12 protein-coding genes are annotated in these 15542 nt (G+C 61.3%); 7 read left to right on the top strand and 5 right to left on the bottom strand.

The features are described from left to right. The first annotated feature begins 293 nt into the window (after positions 1-293). Entirely contained in the window at positions 294-2141 is a 1848-nt protein-coding gene (ilvD, locus tag H8S56_RS16595; protein ID WP_187519233.1) for a dihydroxy-acid dehydratase, read from the top strand. A gap of 104 nt (positions 2142-2245) precedes the next feature. Here the strand turns inward: ilvD and H8S56_RS16600 are convergent, their stop codons facing one another. Continuing rightward, a complete protein-coding gene (locus H8S56_RS16600; protein WP_024684723.1) occupies positions 2246-3304 on the bottom strand; it encodes an HAD family hydrolase in 1059 nt (352 codons plus the stop codon). A gap of 181 nt (positions 3305-3485) precedes the next feature. After that, positions 3486-3998: a dihydrofolate reductase gene (locus H8S56_RS16605; RefSeq protein WP_024684724.1), complete on the bottom strand. Its 513-nt coding sequence runs from the start codon at positions 3996-3998 to the stop codon at positions 3486-3488. A gap of 109 nt (positions 3999-4107) precedes the next feature. Here H8S56_RS16605 and H8S56_RS16610 point away from each other — a divergent pair, with 109 nt between their 5' ends. Then, positions 4108-5487 carry a DUF2868 domain-containing protein gene (locus H8S56_RS16610; RefSeq protein ID WP_187519234.1) on the top strand — a complete coding sequence of 460 codons (1380 nt, stop codon included), beginning with the start codon at positions 4108-4110 and terminating at the stop codon, positions 5485-5487. Beyond that, positions 5480-6868 (top strand): GTPase/DUF3482 domain-containing protein, encoded by a 1389-nt coding sequence (locus H8S56_RS16615; RefSeq protein WP_187519235.1) that lies wholly within the window; start codon positions 5480-5482, stop codon positions 6866-6868. Before H8S56_RS16610 ends, H8S56_RS16615 begins: the two co-directional genes overlap by 8 nt. Before the next feature lie 242 nt (positions 6869-7110). On the opposite strand, the gene H8S56_RS16620 is transcribed toward H8S56_RS16615, so the two are convergent. The 3 genes from H8S56_RS16620 to rpmE all read right to left on the bottom strand — a co-directional run bounded on the left by H8S56_RS16620 (position 7111) and on the right by rpmE (position 9592). Next, complete coding sequence (locus H8S56_RS16620; RefSeq protein ID WP_024686336.1) at positions 7111-8379, bottom strand: malic enzyme-like NAD(P)-binding protein; 1269 nt, start codon at positions 8377-8379, stop codon at positions 7111-7113. 183 nt (positions 8380-8562) lie between these two features. Then, the gene (locus H8S56_RS16625; RefSeq protein WP_187519236.1) at positions 8563-9357 is read right to left on the bottom strand and encodes a thermonuclease family protein; all 795 of its coding nucleotides are present in this window, start codon (positions 9355-9357) and stop codon (positions 8563-8565) included. A gap of 13 nt (positions 9358-9370) precedes the next feature. After that, a complete protein-coding gene (gene rpmE / locus H8S56_RS16630; protein ID WP_024686334.1) occupies positions 9371-9592 on the bottom strand; it encodes a 50S ribosomal protein L31 in 222 nt (73 codons plus the stop codon). A 165-nt stretch (positions 9593-9757) separates the two neighbouring features. Between rpmE and H8S56_RS16635 the strand changes: the two genes are divergently transcribed. The 4 genes from H8S56_RS16635 (at position 9758) to hslV (ending at position 15522) form a co-directional block, all read left to right on the top strand. Further along, positions 9758-11977 carry a primosomal protein N' gene (locus H8S56_RS16635; protein WP_187519237.1) on the top strand — a complete coding sequence of 740 codons (2220 nt, stop codon included), beginning with the start codon at positions 9758-9760 and terminating at the stop codon, positions 11975-11977. 238 nt (positions 11978-12215) lie between these two features. Next, positions 12216-13952 carry an arginine--tRNA ligase gene (gene argS / locus H8S56_RS16640; protein ID WP_024686509.1) on the top strand — a complete coding sequence of 579 codons (1737 nt, stop codon included), beginning with the start codon at positions 12216-12218 and terminating at the stop codon, positions 13950-13952. 1 nt (position 13953) lies between these two features. Next, the gene (locus tag H8S56_RS16645; protein WP_024686508.1) at positions 13954-14649 is read left to right on the top strand and encodes an SPOR domain-containing protein; all 696 of its coding nucleotides are present in this window, start codon (positions 13954-13956) and stop codon (positions 14647-14649) included. Positions 14650-14991: 342 nt separating this feature from the next. Beyond that, a complete protein-coding gene (gene hslV, locus H8S56_RS16650; protein ID WP_004882674.1) occupies positions 14992-15522 on the top strand; it encodes an ATP-dependent protease subunit HslV in 531 nt (176 codons plus the stop codon). Positions 15523-15542: the final 20 nt, after the last annotated feature.

Genomic DNA, 15542 nt, shown 5'->3' on the forward strand with positions numbered 1-15542 from the left:
CACTTCCGTTATACCGTTTCGCCCCCTCAATATTCCATTCGGCGTGCACGAGCATGCCAAAGCACCACAGTGCCGCATTACCTGTGCGGAATGTGTCCCCCGGCCCATCAGCGGTGTAGAATCGACCATATTCATCGCCAGTCATCCCCCGGCGGGTTTATGAGCTCAGGCCGAGCACACGGTGATCCCGTGGTTTTCGGTTTCTTCGCTGCACCCGGTCACTGCCGTTTGCAAGCGACGTCAATAGAAGCTCACTCCCTTCCTGATCAGCCTTATTTTGCCGGAGTGCTCCAATGCCTGATTACCGCTCGAAAACGTCCACCCACGGCCGCAACATGGCCGGCGCCCGTGCCCTCTGGCGCGCCACGGGCATGAAAGACGAAGATTTCAAGAAACCGATCATCGCCATTGCCAACTCCTTTACCCAGTTCGTGCCTGGCCATGTCCACCTTAAGGACATGGGCCAACTGGTTGCCCGTGAAGTCGAGCGCGCCGGTGGTGTGGCCAAGGAATTCAACACCATTGCGGTGGATGACGGCATCGCCATGGGCCATGACGGCATGCTGTATTCGCTGCCGAGCCGCGAGATCATCGCCGACTCCGTGGAATACATGGTCAATGCTCACTGCGCCGACGCCATCGTGTGCATCTCCAACTGTGACAAGATCACCCCCGGCATGCTGATGGCCTCATTGCGCCTCAACATCCCGGTGATCTTCGTGTCCGGCGGGCCGATGGAAGCGGGCAAGACCAAGCTGGCCAGTCACGGGCTGGATCTGGTCGATGCCATGGTGATCGCCGCTGACCCGACAGCCAGCGATGAAAAAGTCGCCGAGTACGAGCGCAGCGCCTGCCCGACATGCGGTTCGTGCTCGGGCATGTTCACAGCCAACTCGATGAACTGCCTGACCGAAGCGCTGGGCCTGGCCTTGCCGGGCAATGGCTCGGCACTGGCCACTCACAGTGATCGTGAGCAACTGTTCCTGCAGGCGGGCCGCACCATCGTCGACCTGTGCAGGCAGTACTACACCCACAACGATGACTCGGTGCTGCCACGCAACATCGCCAACTTCAAGGCGTTCGAGAACGCCATGACGCTGGACATCGCCATGGGCGGCTCGACCAACACCATCCTGCACTTGCTGGCCGCAGCCCAGGAAGCCGAGATCGACTTCGACCTGCGCCACATCGATCGCCTGTCCCGCAAGGTGCCGCAGCTCTGCAAGGTCGCCCCGAACATCCAGAAGTACCACATGGAAGACGTGCACCGCGCAGGCGGCATCTTCAGCATCCTGGGCGAGCTGGCCCGTGGCGGCCTGCTGCACACCGACCTGCCGACCGTGCACAGCAAGACCCTGGCCGAAGGCATCGCCAAGTGGGACATCACCCAGACCACCGATGAAGCGGTTCACACCTTCTTCAAGGCAGGCCCTGCCGGCATCCCGACGCAGACCGCGTTCAGCCAGTCGACCCGCTGGGACAGCCTGGATGACGACCGTGAAAACGGCTGCATCCGCAGCGTCGAGCACGCCTACTCGCAGGAAGGCGGTCTGGCCGTGCTCTACGGCAACATCGCGCTGGATGGTTGCGTGGTGAAAACCGCAGGTGTCGACGAGTCGATCCATGTCTTCGAAGGCAACGCCAAGATCTTCGAAAGCCAGGACAGCGCCGTGCGCGGGATCCTTGCTGACGAAGTGAAAGCTGGCGATATCGTGATCATCCGTTACGAAGGCCCGAAAGGCGGTCCGGGCATGCAGGAAATGCTCTACCCGACGTCGTACCTGAAATCCAAAGGTCTGGGCAAAGACTGTGCACTGCTCACCGACGGACGTTTCTCGGGTGGCACCTCGGGCCTGTCCATCGGCCACGCGTCGCCTGAAGCTGCGGCCGGCGGCGCAATCGGTCTGGTGCGCGATGGCGATAAAGTGCTGATCGACATTCCGAACCGCTCGATCAACCTGTTGATCGACGACACGGAAATGGCTGAGCGCCGTGCCGAGCAGGACAAGAAAGGCTGGAAGCCGGTCGAAGTACGTCCGCGCAAAGTCACCACCGCTCTCAAGGCCTACGCCCTGCTGGCGACCAGCGCCGACAAGGGTGCGGTACGTGACAAGGCATTGCTGGACAAACTGGTGCCATAAAGCAACGTCGCTCACACAAAAAGCCCGGCAGAGATGCCGGGCTTTTTGTTGGGCGTGTGTGCCATCAAGCGCGGACGCAGAGCGCAGCCGCGATCACATTCGACTCACTGAATCTCGTCCGGCTTGACGATGACCCAGTTCTTGTCGGCTGTCACCGGCAAACCTTCCTTGGCCTGGGCCTCGGCGTTTTTGGTCATCATGCCGTTAAGCTGGGTCATGTACTTGTCTTTGCGGTTGATCCACAAGTGCACGCCGCCTTTGCTGACGTCAACGCTGTGGAACAGCATGTAGCCATCGCTCGTCGGGGTGTCGCCGCCAACCAGTACCGGTTTTTTCCACTGATCGATATAAGTCAGGATCGCCGCTTGCTTGCCAGCCATCCAGGTGGCCGGGGTCCACAGGTACGGGGTCAGTTCCAGGCCCATGTTGCTTTTCGCATCATATTTGCCTGCCGTGATCTGTTTGCGCGCGGTGGTCAGCTCACCGGTTTTTTTGTCCTTGAGCAGCAGCGATACGCCAATCACGTTCTCCGGTTTGACGTTGTAGCCGTACTTGGGATCAGAGGCGACCATGCGCACCAGCTCTTCGGATGCAGCGGTCATGACGTAGACGTCGATGCCGTTTTCCATCAGCTTTTTGTACAACTCGGTTTGCCCGGTGAATACGCGCGGCGGCTCGACGTTGAGCTGCTTAACGGTATCGCCATCGTAATAGGTGGCCGGGATCGGCTTGCCGAGCGCCATCAGCTCGTCTACGTAGCCTTTGAGCTCCTGCAGGGTGAAGCCGGAAAACACCTGAGCGACCCATGGGTAGCAGACCATGTCGTCCAGCTCACACAGACGATAGTAATAACTGAACAGGCTTTCCTTGTGCTCGGCAGTGTCTTTGAACGGGATCAGCTTCAGCGAAGGGTCGAGCTTCTCGCGGGTAATCAGGCCTTTGTTTTCCATGTAGGGCAGCAGCGACTCTTCGAGGTCGAAGCGGTAGCTGGTGTTGTCCATGTCGAAGACGGCGTAGTTACCCTTGTTCGCGTTGGCCGCGATCATCGCATCGAGTGCTTTCGCGGCAGGCTCGGGCCAGTGCTTCAGTTCAGTGGCGGCGAAAGCCTGGCCGGCAAGCCCGACGCAGAGCGCAGCAATCAGCATTTTTGGCGCGAGTTTCATAGGCGAAGTCCCCTTCTTGAAAATTTGAAGGGTCAGACCGTAACAAAATATTGTGAACACAAAAGTGCGTCAGCGACCTTTGAGGCGTTAGAAGACGTCATTTGCCCCACTGATCACGACAGCAAAACCAAAAACGACACTTTCGTGACATTTTGTTTGCTGTCGCCCCATCACTCAAAAATCAAACCCGCTCCCACACCTCGAAGGCGTAGGCAGGCTTGTCTTCGACAGCGGCATTTTCAGTATTGGAAACCAGCTTCCACTGCGCCGGATCGAACTCGGGAAACCAGGCATCGCCCTCCGGGCTCAGCGCCACCCGGGTCAGGTACAGACGATCGGCCTGATCCAGGCCTTGAGCGTACAACTGCGCGCCGCCAATGAGCATGACTTCATCCACGCCCTGCTCGTGCGCCCACTCTTCAGCGCGCTTCACCGCGGCGTCGAGTGAAGAGAACACCTCAGCCCCTTCAAGCTGAAGGTCCGGCTGGCGACTGACCACCAGGTTCAGGCGACCGGGCAACGGCCGACCCAAAGAATCCCAGGTCTTGCGGCCCATGATGATCGGCTTGCCGAGGGTCGTCGCCTTGAAGTATTTGAAGTCCCCCGGCAAATGCCAGGGCATGGAATTGTCGACGCCGATCACTCGGTTTTCACCAAGGGCGGCAATCAGGCTGAGGGGGAGATGAGTTGTCATGGTGCGAGGATATCAGAGCGCGCCCGGCAAGCCACTGAACTGTTACACGCCGTGCTCAGTCCCATGACAGCGGTTATGCTCACCGCTGAATTCATTGAAGAGACGCCGTGTGACTGCGCTGACACCACTCGATATCCTTTGGCTGACCGAAGCTGTGCGCCTGCGTGAACAACAGGCGGGCACGCTGGACGATCAGGAAGCCAACCGCCGCGCCCGCGCTGCCGAGGGCGACCTCACGACCCGCATCACTCATCGCGCCTTATGGCTCGCGGAGCGCGACGGGATGGTTGCCGCGCTGCATCACTGGAAACAGGGTGCGCGACTGGCGCTGATGGCGCTGGCCGTACTGGCCATCATGAGCGGCACAGGGCTGGCCTTCGCCGCGATGGGCGACGGGCAGACGCCTGTGAATGTGTTCTGGGCATTGGGCAGCCTGCTCGGGCTGAACCTGATCCTGCTGATCAGCTGGGCGCTGGGCCTGGTCTTTGCCGGACGCAATAACAGTGGGCTCGGCCGCCTCTGGCTGTGGCTGAGCGAAAAGCTCGCCCGCGACGCCCAGGCCGCGCAGCTCGCACCGGCGCTGATCCTGCTGTTACAGCGCAAACGCCTGAATCGCTGGGCGCTGGGTCTTATGGTCAACAGCCTGTGGCTGATCGCCCTGCTCAGCGCACTGGTTGTGCTGTTGATGCTGATGTCGACGCGGCGTTATGGCTTTGTCTGGGAGACCACCATCCTGAGCAGCGACACCTTCGTCAACCTGACCCAGACCTTGAGCACGATTCCGTCGTGGCTGGGTTTCAGCGTGCCGGACGAATCCATGATCCGCGCCAGCGGCAACGGCGCACTGAGCATCGAAAATGCCCGTCAGGCCTGGGCGGCCTGGCTGGTCGGCGTGCTGCTGGTCTACGGCATCGTTCCACGTCTGCTGCTGGCCGCGTTTTGTCTATGGCGCTGGAAGCGTGGCAAGGCTGCGCTGCAACTGGATCTCGAACTGCCCGACTACCTCGAACTGCGCGAGCGACTGATGCCCAGCAGCGAGCGCCTGGGCGTCAACGACGCCGAGCCGGCGTTGATGCATCAGGTTCAGCGTGAGGCAGGGACCACCCAAAGCGACGGCGCCTTGCTGGTGGCCATCGAGCTGGATGATCAACAGGTCTGGCCGCCGCACATGCCCGCTGGCGTCGCCAACGCAGGCGTACTGGACAGCCGCGAATCCCGACACAAACTGCTGGAACAACTGACTCAATACCCGCCCGCACGCCTGTTGATTGCCTGTGATCCGCGCCGCTCGCCGGACCGTGGCAGCCTTGCGCTGATTGCAGAGCTGGCGCGCTGCGCAGGCGCGACCCGCGTCTGGTTGCTGCCTGCGCCTGCCGGACAGGCTCTGGACCCCGAACGTCTGGATGACTGGCACGTCGCACTGGATCAATTGCAATTGCCATGGGCAGACAGCACGCCCATGAGCTGGCTGGAGACAGGCCATGAGTGAAGCGCACACACCCGCAGCCATCAAGCTGGCAGTGGTCGGACACACCAACGTGGGCAAGACCTCGTTGCTGCGGACCCTGACAGGCGACGTCAGCTTTGGCGAAGTCTCCCATCGACCCAGCACGACAAGGCACGTTGAGGGTGCCCGCCTCTCAGTGGACGGCCAGGCGACGGTCGAGCTGTACGACACGCCCGGTCTGGAAGACGCCATTGCCCTCCTCGATTATCTGGAGCGTCTGGATTGCCCTGGCGAACGGCTGGATGGTCCGGCGCGACTGATGCGTTTTCTGGAAGGCAGCGAGGCACGACAACGCTTCGAGCAAGAAGCCAAGGTACTGCGACAGTTGCTCGATTCAAACGCGGGGCTTTATGTGATTGATGCCCGCGAACCGGTGCTGTCCAAATACCGCGATGAGCTGGCGGTGCTGGCCAGTTGTGGCAAGCCGTTGCTGCCGGTCCTCAACTTCGTCAGTGCGCAGCAGCATCGCGAACCGGAATGGCGCGAAGCGCTCTCGCGTCTCGGCCTCCATGCGCTGGTGCGTTTCGACAGCGTCGCACCGCCGGAAGACGGCGGGCGGCGTCTCTATGAGAGCCTGGCGCTCATGCTGGAAGGCGCGCGCCCGCAGTTGGAACGCCTGATTCAGGACCAGGAAAAACAGCGCCAGGCCAAGCGCCACAGCGCGGCACGCCTGATCGCGGAAATGCTGATTGATTGCGCGGCCTGTCGGCGCAGCGTCGAGACCACTCCAGATCAAGAGAAACGAGCTGTAGAGGCACTGCGTCAGGCGGTTCGTCAGCGTGAACAACAGTGCGTCGAGGCGCTGCTCAAGCTGTATGCGTTTCGCAAGGATGACGTGACCGCCAGCGATTTGCCATTGATGGATGGCCGCTGGGGCGACGACCTGTTCAACCCGGAAACCCTCAAACTGATGGGCGTGCGCGTCGGTAGTGGCGTGGCGGCAGGCGCTGCGGCAGGCGCTGGCGTCGACCTGATGGTCGGCGGTGTCACCCTGGGCGCTGCTGCGCTGGTCGGCGCGATTGCTGGCGGTGCCCTGCTGACCGCACGTAGCTATGGCGGACGTCTGCTCGGCAAACTCAAAGGGCATCGAGAGCTGACCGTCGATGACGCCGTGCTGCGCGTGCTGGCGTTACGTCAAAATCATTTGCTGGTTGCGCTGGGCGTTAGAGGCCATGCGGCGATCAACCGCATCGAACTGACCACCCCGCAAGACACGACCTGGCGCAAGGGCAAACTGCCAGAGCCCCTGTCACGCTCCCGCGCCCACCCGCAATGGTCATCGCTCAATCCCCGTGCGCGGCTGAATCAGGCCGAAAGGCAGGAAGCGATTGATGAGTTGGCGGGGGTGATTTTGCGGGAGTGATCCTTTGCACTGCATTGCCTAGCAGCAAACACATCCCAGTGGGAGTGAGCTTGCTCACGAAGAGGCTGGTTCATCCGCTGAAATAGAGGCGTGCGAACGATGGCTTTCGCGAGCAAGCTCGCTCCCACAAAGTGTTGAACGTGTACACACGGGACTGTGAGAGGCGGCTTGCCCGCGATGGCGTCAGTTCAGCAATCATAAAAAAACCCGCATCTCTGCGGGTTTTTTATTGCCTCAAGGAATCAACCCTTGAACACGTCATCCACGCTGGTCAGCGGGTAGTGTTTCGGATACGGCAGCGTGGCCACGCCGCTTTCGATGGCGGCTTTTGCGACTGCGTCGGCGATCAGGCCAAGCAGGCGAGTGTCCATTGGTTTCGGGATGATGTACTCACGACCGAATTCCAGTTTGATGCCGCCGTAGGCGTCGCACACTTCCTGAGGAACAGGCAGCTTGGCCAGTTCGCGCAGGGCGTTGGCTGCAGCAATTTTCATTTCTTCGTTGATGCGCTTGGCGCGAACGTCCAGAGCACCACGGAAGATGAACGGGAAGCCCAGCACGTTGTTGACCTGGTTCGGGTAGTCCGAACGGCCGGTGGCCATGATCACGTCGCTGCGAGTGGCGTGAGCCAGTTCCGGGGAGATTTCCGGATCAGGGTTCGAGCAGGCGAACACGATCGGATCCTTGGCCATCAGGTTCAGGTTTTCCGGGCTCAGCAGGTTCGGACCGGACAGACCCACGAACACGTCAGCGCCATCCAGCGCATCGGTCAGGGTGCGCTTGTCGGTCGCATGTGCGAAGACAGCCTTGTACTGGTTCAGGTCGGTACGGCCGGAGTGGATCACGCCGGTGCGGTCGACCATGAAGATGTTCTCGATCTTCGCGCCCATGCTCACCAGCAGCTTCATGCAGGAGATGGCAGCAGCGCCTGCGCCCAGGCAGACGATCTTCGCGGAATCGAGGGTCTTGCCGACGATTTCCAGGGCGTTGATCATGCCGGCTGCGGTCACGATAGCGGTGCCGTGCTGGTCATCGTGGAAAACCGGGATGTCGCACTGTTCGATCAGCGCTTTCTCGATTTCAAAGCACTCGGGTGCCTTGATGTCTTCCAGGTTGATGCCGCCGAAGGTGATGGAGATACGCTTTACGGTATCGATGAAAGCCTGCGGGCTCTCCGAATCGACTTCGATATCGAACACGTCGATACCGGCGAAACGCTTGAACAGAACGCCTTTACCTTCCATGACTGGCTTGGAAGCCAATGGGCCCAGATCGCCGAGGCCGAGAATCGCGGTGCCATCGGAAATAACTGCTACCAGGTTGCCTTTACCGGTGTACTTGTAAGCCAGCTCAGGGTCACGGGCAATTTCACGCACGGGTTCAGCAACGCCAGGGCTGTAGGCCAGAGCCAGGTCACGAGCGGTTGCGGTCGGCTTGGTGAGTTCTACGCTCAGCTTCCCAGGACGAGGGTTGGCATGGTACTCGAGCGCGGCAGTTTTCAAATCTGACATGTATTGGATTCCGCTTTTTTTACTGTGGGACAGACGGACCGCCGAGGATACGCAAGATGCATAGTCCTAACAAGACTGGCCAGTCACTGCTGTCAAGGGGCGAGAAGTTAGACTTTACGCTAAGGCACTGGAAACACAAAAAGCCGAACCGCTCGTCGAAAGGCCCGTGATTGCAGGCGATGCCTAGAGATTGAGCATGGCCGGGTGGGTCAGCGGCATCAGCCAGCGAGCCTGTCCTGACTGTAGACCACCGCGCCGCGAGCGGTCCACCACCCAGCCTCGTGCTTCAACGTGTCGCCCCTTGAGGCGCTCAATTGTGGCGACATCGAAGGCAGGCAGCAGATCAGGCGCAATACGCAGAACCAGTGAGCCGTCGAGTTCTAGCCAGATGCCGCCGCGGTTACGTTGAACGCTCTTCACCTGCCCGGACACCACGGCAAAGCCGCCCTTGTCGATCTGTGCCGCCGCTTGCACAGGGGAGTTGCGCCACAGCCCTGTTCTGCTCTGACGCGCCTGCCGCTCAGCGCTCTGCTGACACGCCACCAGCGCCGTATTCGGCGCAATGGCGACCAGATAACCAAGCCCCTCGCTGAGCAACTGCGCTTCAAGGTTGGTGCCATCGCGGCCATAGACATTGGCCAGCGTACGACCGTAGCGGTCCTTGGGCTGCTGACCGACCTGCAGACGGACCTGACCTGCGCTGTCTTTCACCAAGGCTTGCAGGCGTCGCTTGCCCGCCTCGGCAAACGGCTCGGCGGGCTGGCCGCGCTTGCCGGTTTCGGGCGCATTGAGCCCGATCATCCGCACACTGCGGCCATCGTCCAGGCGCAGCGTGTCGCCATCCACCACGCGCTGCACGTGTACAACGGGCAGGCCGTCCGGCGCGGGGCAGAACGCTTGCGCGCTGGACAGCCAAATCGCGGACATAAAAAAGACGCCCACAAGGGGCGTCTTTTCAAGCAGCCTGGAAATGCCCATGAGGCAACCAGTCTTACTTCGCTTTGGTTGCGCCGAACGCACCGAAACGGGATTTGAACTTGTCGACACGGCCGCCGATGTCAAGCGTCTTCTGCTTGCCAGTGTAGAACGGGTGGCACTCGTTGCACACGTCGAGGCTCAGAGGAGCGGCGAGTGTGGAACGGGTCTTGATGACATTGCCGCAGCTGCAGGTAGCGTCAATGGCTTCGTAAACTGGATGGATATCAGCTTTCATCGGTACTTCCTCGGTCTAACGTGCCGCCACCCAACACTATTGTTGAATACCGCACGGAAATAGGCCGTGGATAGTACCAGACAATCAAAACGACGCAAGCGAACCTTTGCGCCGGTCGTCTGCTAAGATCGCCCATCGCCCACGACCGCCACAGGGAAACACCGCGTGCCCAACGCCATCCTGCGCCTTGCCCTGCCCTCGCCGCTGCGCCGCCTGTTCGATTACCGTGCGCCGGCAGGTGTGTTACGCAGTGATTTGCAGCCCGGCATGCGCCTGCGCGTACCTTTCGGGCGGCGGGAAATGATCGGTATTCTGGTTGAGGTCGTGGACCACAGCGAAGTACCTGCCGACAAGTTGAAACCGGCGATTGCGCTGCTGGACAGTCAGGCGCCGTTGCCGCCTTCGCTCTTCAAGCTGTGCCTGTGGACGTCCCAGTATTATCAGCACAGCCTGGGCGACACCCTGAGCTGGGCCTTGCCGGTGCTGCTGCGTCAGGGAGAACTGGCTGAAACCCGTCAGGAGCGTTTCTGGCATGTTTCTCCGGGGGCCAGCGTCGACGACTCGCGCATCGCCCGTGCGCCCAAACAGCGCGAAGCCTTGACCACCCTCGCCCAGCATCCGCATGGCGTGGCGCATCAGTTGCTCAGCAAATTGATGCTCAATAAAGACAGCCTCAACCTGCTGCTGGCCAAGGAGCTGGTGTACGTCGAAGTCCGCAGCCACGCGCCCAGCGCCCGGCATGAACACTGGCTGGCCCAGCCGGAACTGCCACTCAATACCGAACAGCGCGCCGCGTATGAAGCGATCCGCGCCGGGTTCGACAGCTTTCATGCGTTTTTGCTGGCGGGAGTAACGGGCAGCGGCAAGACCGAGGTTTATCTGCAGTTGATCCGCGAAACCCTCGAAGCGGGCAAGCAGGCACTGGTGCTGATCCCGGAAATCAACCTCGGCCCCCAGACGCTGTTGCGCTTCGAGCAACGCTTCAATGCGCGCATCGCGCTGGTGCATTCGGCGGTGAACGACCGCGAGCGACTGGACGCCTGGCTGGCCGCACGCGATGGCGAAGCCGACATTATTATCGGCACCCGCTCGGCCCTGTTCACGCCCATGAAGAACCCGGGCCTGATCATCATCGACGAAGAACACGACGGCTCGTATAAACAGCAGGAAGGCCTGCGTTATCACGCCCGCGATCTGGCGCTGGTGCGCGCCCGCCAGGAAAACATTCCGATCGTGCTCGGCTCGGCCACTCCTTCGCTGGAAAGTCTGCACAACGCCTACACCGGTCGTTACGGCCTGCTGCGCCTGAATCAACGGGCTGGCGGCGCACAACAACCGCGCTTTCTGCGACTGGATGTGAAAAGTCGCCCACTGGACAGCGGCATTTCCGGGCCCATGCAACAGGCCATTGGCCAGACACTCGCGGCAGGCCAGCAGGTGCTGGTTTTCCTTAACCGACGCGGGTTCGCACCGACTCTGCTCTGCCACGATTGCGGCTGGATGTCCGGCTGCCAGCGCTGCGATGCGCGCATGACGGTGCATCAGCGCTCGGGCGAATTGCGTTGTCACCACTGCGGGTACGTTGAAAGAGTGCCGCGCCAGTGTCCATCGTGCGGCAAGGTCGACCTGCGGCCGGTCGGCGCAGGCACCGAGCGCGCAGAAGAAAGGCTGGCGATTCTGTTCCCGGATTACCCGGTGCTGCGAGTCGATCGCGACAGCACCTCGCGCAAGGACGCGATGAATCAACTGTTCGCGACCATCCAGCGCGGCCAGCCGTGCATTCTGGTCGGCACGCAGATGCTCGCCAAAGGGCATCACTTCCCCCGCGTGACGCTGGTGTCGATTCTGGATGCCGACGGCGGGCTGTTCTCCGGCGATTTCCGCGCCAGCGAGCGCATGGCACAACTGATCGTTCAGGTCGCCGGGCGCGCAGGCCGGGCCGAGGAGCCGGGCCGGGTGATCATTCAGACGCACCTGGCCGACCACCCCTTGTTGATCCAGCTCACCGAACAGGGCTATTTCGCCTTCGCTGAACAGGCTTTGAGTGAACGTCGCTCCGCCGGCCTGCCGCCGTTCTCGCACCTGGCATTGCTGCGCGCCGAAGCGCACAAGCCAGGGCAGGCCGAAGCGTTTCTCGATCAGGCCTGCAGTGAAGCCGAACACCTGCTGACTGAAATGAGCCTGGGCGGCATCGAGCTGCTCGGCCCGGTGCCCGCACCGATGGAACGCCGCGCCGGACGTTATCGCGCGCAATTGCTGTTGCAGTCCAGCGCCCGCGCGCCGCTGCACAAACTGTTGAGCAACTGGCTGATTGCTCTTGAGCAGATGCCCAGTGGCAGGCAGGTCAGGTGGTCGCTCGACGTGGACCCGGTGGATTTATACTGAGCTATCCATGTGAATAAATACGCTTTCGTGGGAGGCGGCTTGCCGGCGATACGATCATTCAGGCGACCTTTCAGTGACTGAACCCCCGCGATCGCTGACAAGCCGCCTGCCACATTGCCTCCACAGTTATGGGCCTGAAAACCAACACGGTTGGCAACACGGCCTGAGCAACGGATAATGCAGAGTTTTTCCACCCGCGCTTCCAGGCGCCACCGCGCTTGCGGTCGAAGAGAGCCTCATGAAAGACACCATTCGCCAGCTGATCCAACAAGCCCTGACCCGTCTCGTCAGCGAGGGCGTCTTGCCAGAAGGGCTGACGCCGGCGATTCAGGTAGAGAACGCTCGCGACAAGACCCATGGCGATTTCGCCAGCAACATTGCGATGATGCTGGCCAAGCCCGCCGGGATGAAGCCGCGTGATCTGGCTGAAAAACTGATCGCCGCACTGCCTGCCGACGAGCAGGTCAGCAAGGTGGAAATCGCAGGTCCCGGCTTTCTGAATTTCTTCCAGAACACTCAGGCCCTGGCGGCTCGCCTGGACGCAGCCCTCGCCGACCCGCAGCTTTCGGTGCGCAAGGCAGGCCCGGCACAGCGTGTAGTGGTTGACCTGTCGGCACCGAACCTGGCCAAGGAAATGCACGTTGGCCATCTGCGCTCGACGATCATTGGCGACGGCGTGGCCAATGTCCTGGGTTTCCTGGGCGACACGGTCATTCGTCAGAACCACGTCGGCGACTGGGGCACGCAGTTCGGTATGCTGCTGGCTTATCTGCAGGAAAAACCGGCGACCAGCGACGAGCTGTCGGACCTGGAAAACTTCTACCGTGCGGCGAAACAGCGTTTCGACGAGTCCGAAGAGTTCGCCGAGCGCGCTCGCGGGCTGGTGGTCAAATTGCAGGGCGGCGATGCCGACTGCCTGGCACTGTGGAAACGCTTCAACGAGATCTCGCTGTCGCACTGCCAGAAGACCTACGAACGTCTCAACGTCAACCTGACGCCAGCCGATGTCATGGGCGAAAGCGCCTACAACGATGACCTGGCCAACGTCGTCAGCGATCTGAAGACGGCCGGGTTGCTGGTAGAGAGCAATGGCGCGCTGTGCGTGTTCCTCGAAGAATTCCGCACCGCCGAAGACACGCCGCTGCCGGTGATCGTGCAGAAGGCCGGCGGCGGTTATCTGTACGCCACCACCGACCTGGCTGCCATTCGCTACCGCAGCAAGGTCCTCAAGGCTGATCGTGCGCTGTATTTCGTCGACCAGCGTCAGGCGCTGCACTTCCAGCAGGTGTTCGAAGTGGCGCGTCGTGCAGGCTTCGTGCATGAAGGCATGCAGCTGGAGCACATGGGTTTCGGCACCATGAACGGTGCCGACGGCCGTCCGTTCAAGACCCGCGACGGCGGCACGGTCAAGCTGATCGACCTGCTCGACGAAGCAGAAGAGCGCGCCTACACGCTGGTGAAAGAAAAGAACCCCGAGGTGGCCGAAGCCGAGCTGCGCAGCATCGCCAAGGCCGTGGGCATCAGCGCGGTGAAGTACGCCGACCTGTCCAAGCACCGCACCAGCGACTACAGCTTCAATTTCGATCAGATGCTGAGCTTTGAAGGCAACACCGCGCCGTACCTGCTGTACGCCTACACCCGTGTATCCGGGGTGTTCCGCAAGCTGGGTACGCCGTTCGACGCCAGCAAGGGCCAGATCGTGCTGCAAGCGACGCAGGAGCAGGAACTGGCTGCGCGTCTGGCGCAATTCGCCGAAACCCTGAACAACGTCGCAGAAAAAGGCACGCCTCACGTACTCTGTGCTTACCTGTACGACCTTGCGGGTCTGTTTTCGAGTTTCTACGAAAACTGCCCGATCCTCGGTGCCGAAAACCCCGATCAGCAACAGAGCCGCCTGCGTCTGGCCGCCCTGACCGGTCGCACCCTCAAGCAAGGCCTGGATCTGTTGGGTCTGGAAACTCTGGAGCGTATGTAAGTTGGCAGTTGCAAAGAAGAAACCGGCTCCCAAGCGCGGCGCCAGCCGTTACCAGGCACCCGCGAAGAAGCCGATTCCAGGATGGATGTGGCTGGCAATTGGCTTGACCGTGGGGGCGTTCGTCGTCTTCCTGATGAAGCTTGAGCCGGGCGGCGAAGACGTCAAGCGGGTCAAGGCCGAGGCCAAGGCTGCGAAGATCGCCGAAGCGAACAAGACGCCACCGAGCCCCACGGCGCCGGTCAAGCCCAAGTACGACTTCTACACGCTGCTGCCGGAATCGGAAGTCATCGTGCCGAACGAGGCGGTGCCGGAGAAAACGCCACCTGCGGTCGCGCCGATTGCCCCGGTTTCGCCAGAACAGGCTGCCAAGATCGATACCGCACGCGCTCAGGCCGCCCTCAGCGGCCTGACCCCGCCACCGCCGCCTCCCGTCGCTACGACCAAGCCGGCAGCGGTGACGACGTTCTTCCTGCAGGCGGGTTCGTTCCGCAAACAGGCTGATGCGGAGAAGGTACGTGCGCAGATCATCCTGCTGGGCCAGACCGCGACCGTGGAGTCGGGCACCGTGAAGGACGAAACCTGGTACCGCGTACTGGTCGGCCCGTTCAGCAACCGCGAGCAACTGACCACGGCCCAGAAGCAACTGGCGGGTGGCGGATTCAGTAACCTTTTGTTGCAACAACGTCAGAGCCGGTAAGGCGTTGATCGTGCCCATGCTCCGCGTTCATTGCCATACATAAGTCTTGCTGCAACATCCGGTGGGAGCGGACTTGTCCGCGAAAGCCATGGTTAAGACGACCCTGCTTCAGCGAATGTGCCGGCTTCTTCGTGAGCAAGCTCACTCCCACCAGGACTGTGGGAGGCGGTATGCGTTCAGTCAGACACCTTGATGATCGTTCCCACGCGCAGTGGAACGATCACACCCGTCGACCTGACACCATGCAGACGGCATTCACCCTCAACGGTTGAAATACCCGCCCCCACCCCCATATGAGTCTGCATCAGGGCATTTTCGCCCCGCTGCGTGGAGACTCTCCCCTTGACCACCATCGTTTCAGTGCGCCGTCACGGCAAAGTCGTCATGGCTGGCGACGGCCAGGTTTCCCTGGGCAACACCGTCATGAAAGGCAACGCCAAGAAAGTGCGTCGCCTGTACCACGGCGAAGTGATTGCCGGATTTGCCGGTGCCACCGCCGATGCATTCACGCTGTTCGAGCGCTTTGAAGGCCAGCTGGAAAAACACCAGGGCCATCTGGTACGAGCCGCCGTCGAACTGGCCAAGGACTGGCGTACCGACCGCTCGCTGAGCCGTCTGGAGGCCATGCTGGCCGTCGCCAACAAGGACGCCTCGCTGATCATCACCGGCAACGGCGATGTCGTCGAACCGGAAGACGGTTTGATCGCCATGGGCTCCGGTGGCGCATTCGCCCAGGCCGCTGCACGCGCCCTGCTGCTCAAGACCGATCTGTCGGCACGCGAAATCGCGGAAACCTCCCTGCACATCGCAGGCGACATTTGCGTGTTCACCAACCACAACATCACCATTGAGGAGCAGGACCTCGCCGAATAAGCCGCTGCCGGCTTGTTTGC

This window comes from Pseudomonas triticifolii, assembly GCF_014358015.1.
Classification (GTDB): Bacteria; Pseudomonadota; Gammaproteobacteria; order Pseudomonadales; family Pseudomonadaceae; genus Aquipseudomonas; species Aquipseudomonas triticifolii.

Coding starts and splice junctions, on each gene's coding strand:
- ilvD (WP_187519233.1), top strand. CDS start 294: ATGCCTGATTACCGCTCGAAAACGTCCACCCACGGCCGCAACATGGCC.
- H8S56_RS16600 (WP_024684723.1), bottom strand. CDS start 3,304: ATGAAACTCGCGCCAAAAATGCTGATTGCTGCGCTCTGCGTCGGGCTT.
- H8S56_RS16605 (WP_024684724.1), bottom strand. CDS start 3,998: ATGACAACTCATCTCCCCCTCAGCCTGATTGCCGCCCTTGGTGAAAAC.
- H8S56_RS16615 (WP_187519235.1), top strand. CDS start 5,480: ATGAGTGAAGCGCACACACCCGCAGCCATCAAGCTGGCAGTGGTCGGA.
- H8S56_RS16620 (WP_024686336.1), bottom strand. CDS start 8,379: ATGTCAGATTTGAAAACTGCCGCGCTCGAGTACCATGCCAACCCTCGT.
- H8S56_RS16625 (WP_187519236.1), bottom strand. CDS start 9,357: ATGGGCATTTCCAGGCTGCTTGAAAAGACGCCCCTTGTGGGCGTCTTT.
- rpmE (WP_024686334.1), bottom strand. CDS start 9,592: ATGAAAGCTGATATCCATCCAGTTTACGAAGCCATTGACGCTACCTGC.
- argS (WP_024686509.1), top strand. CDS start 12,216: ATGAAAGACACCATTCGCCAGCTGATCCAACAAGCCCTGACCCGTCTC.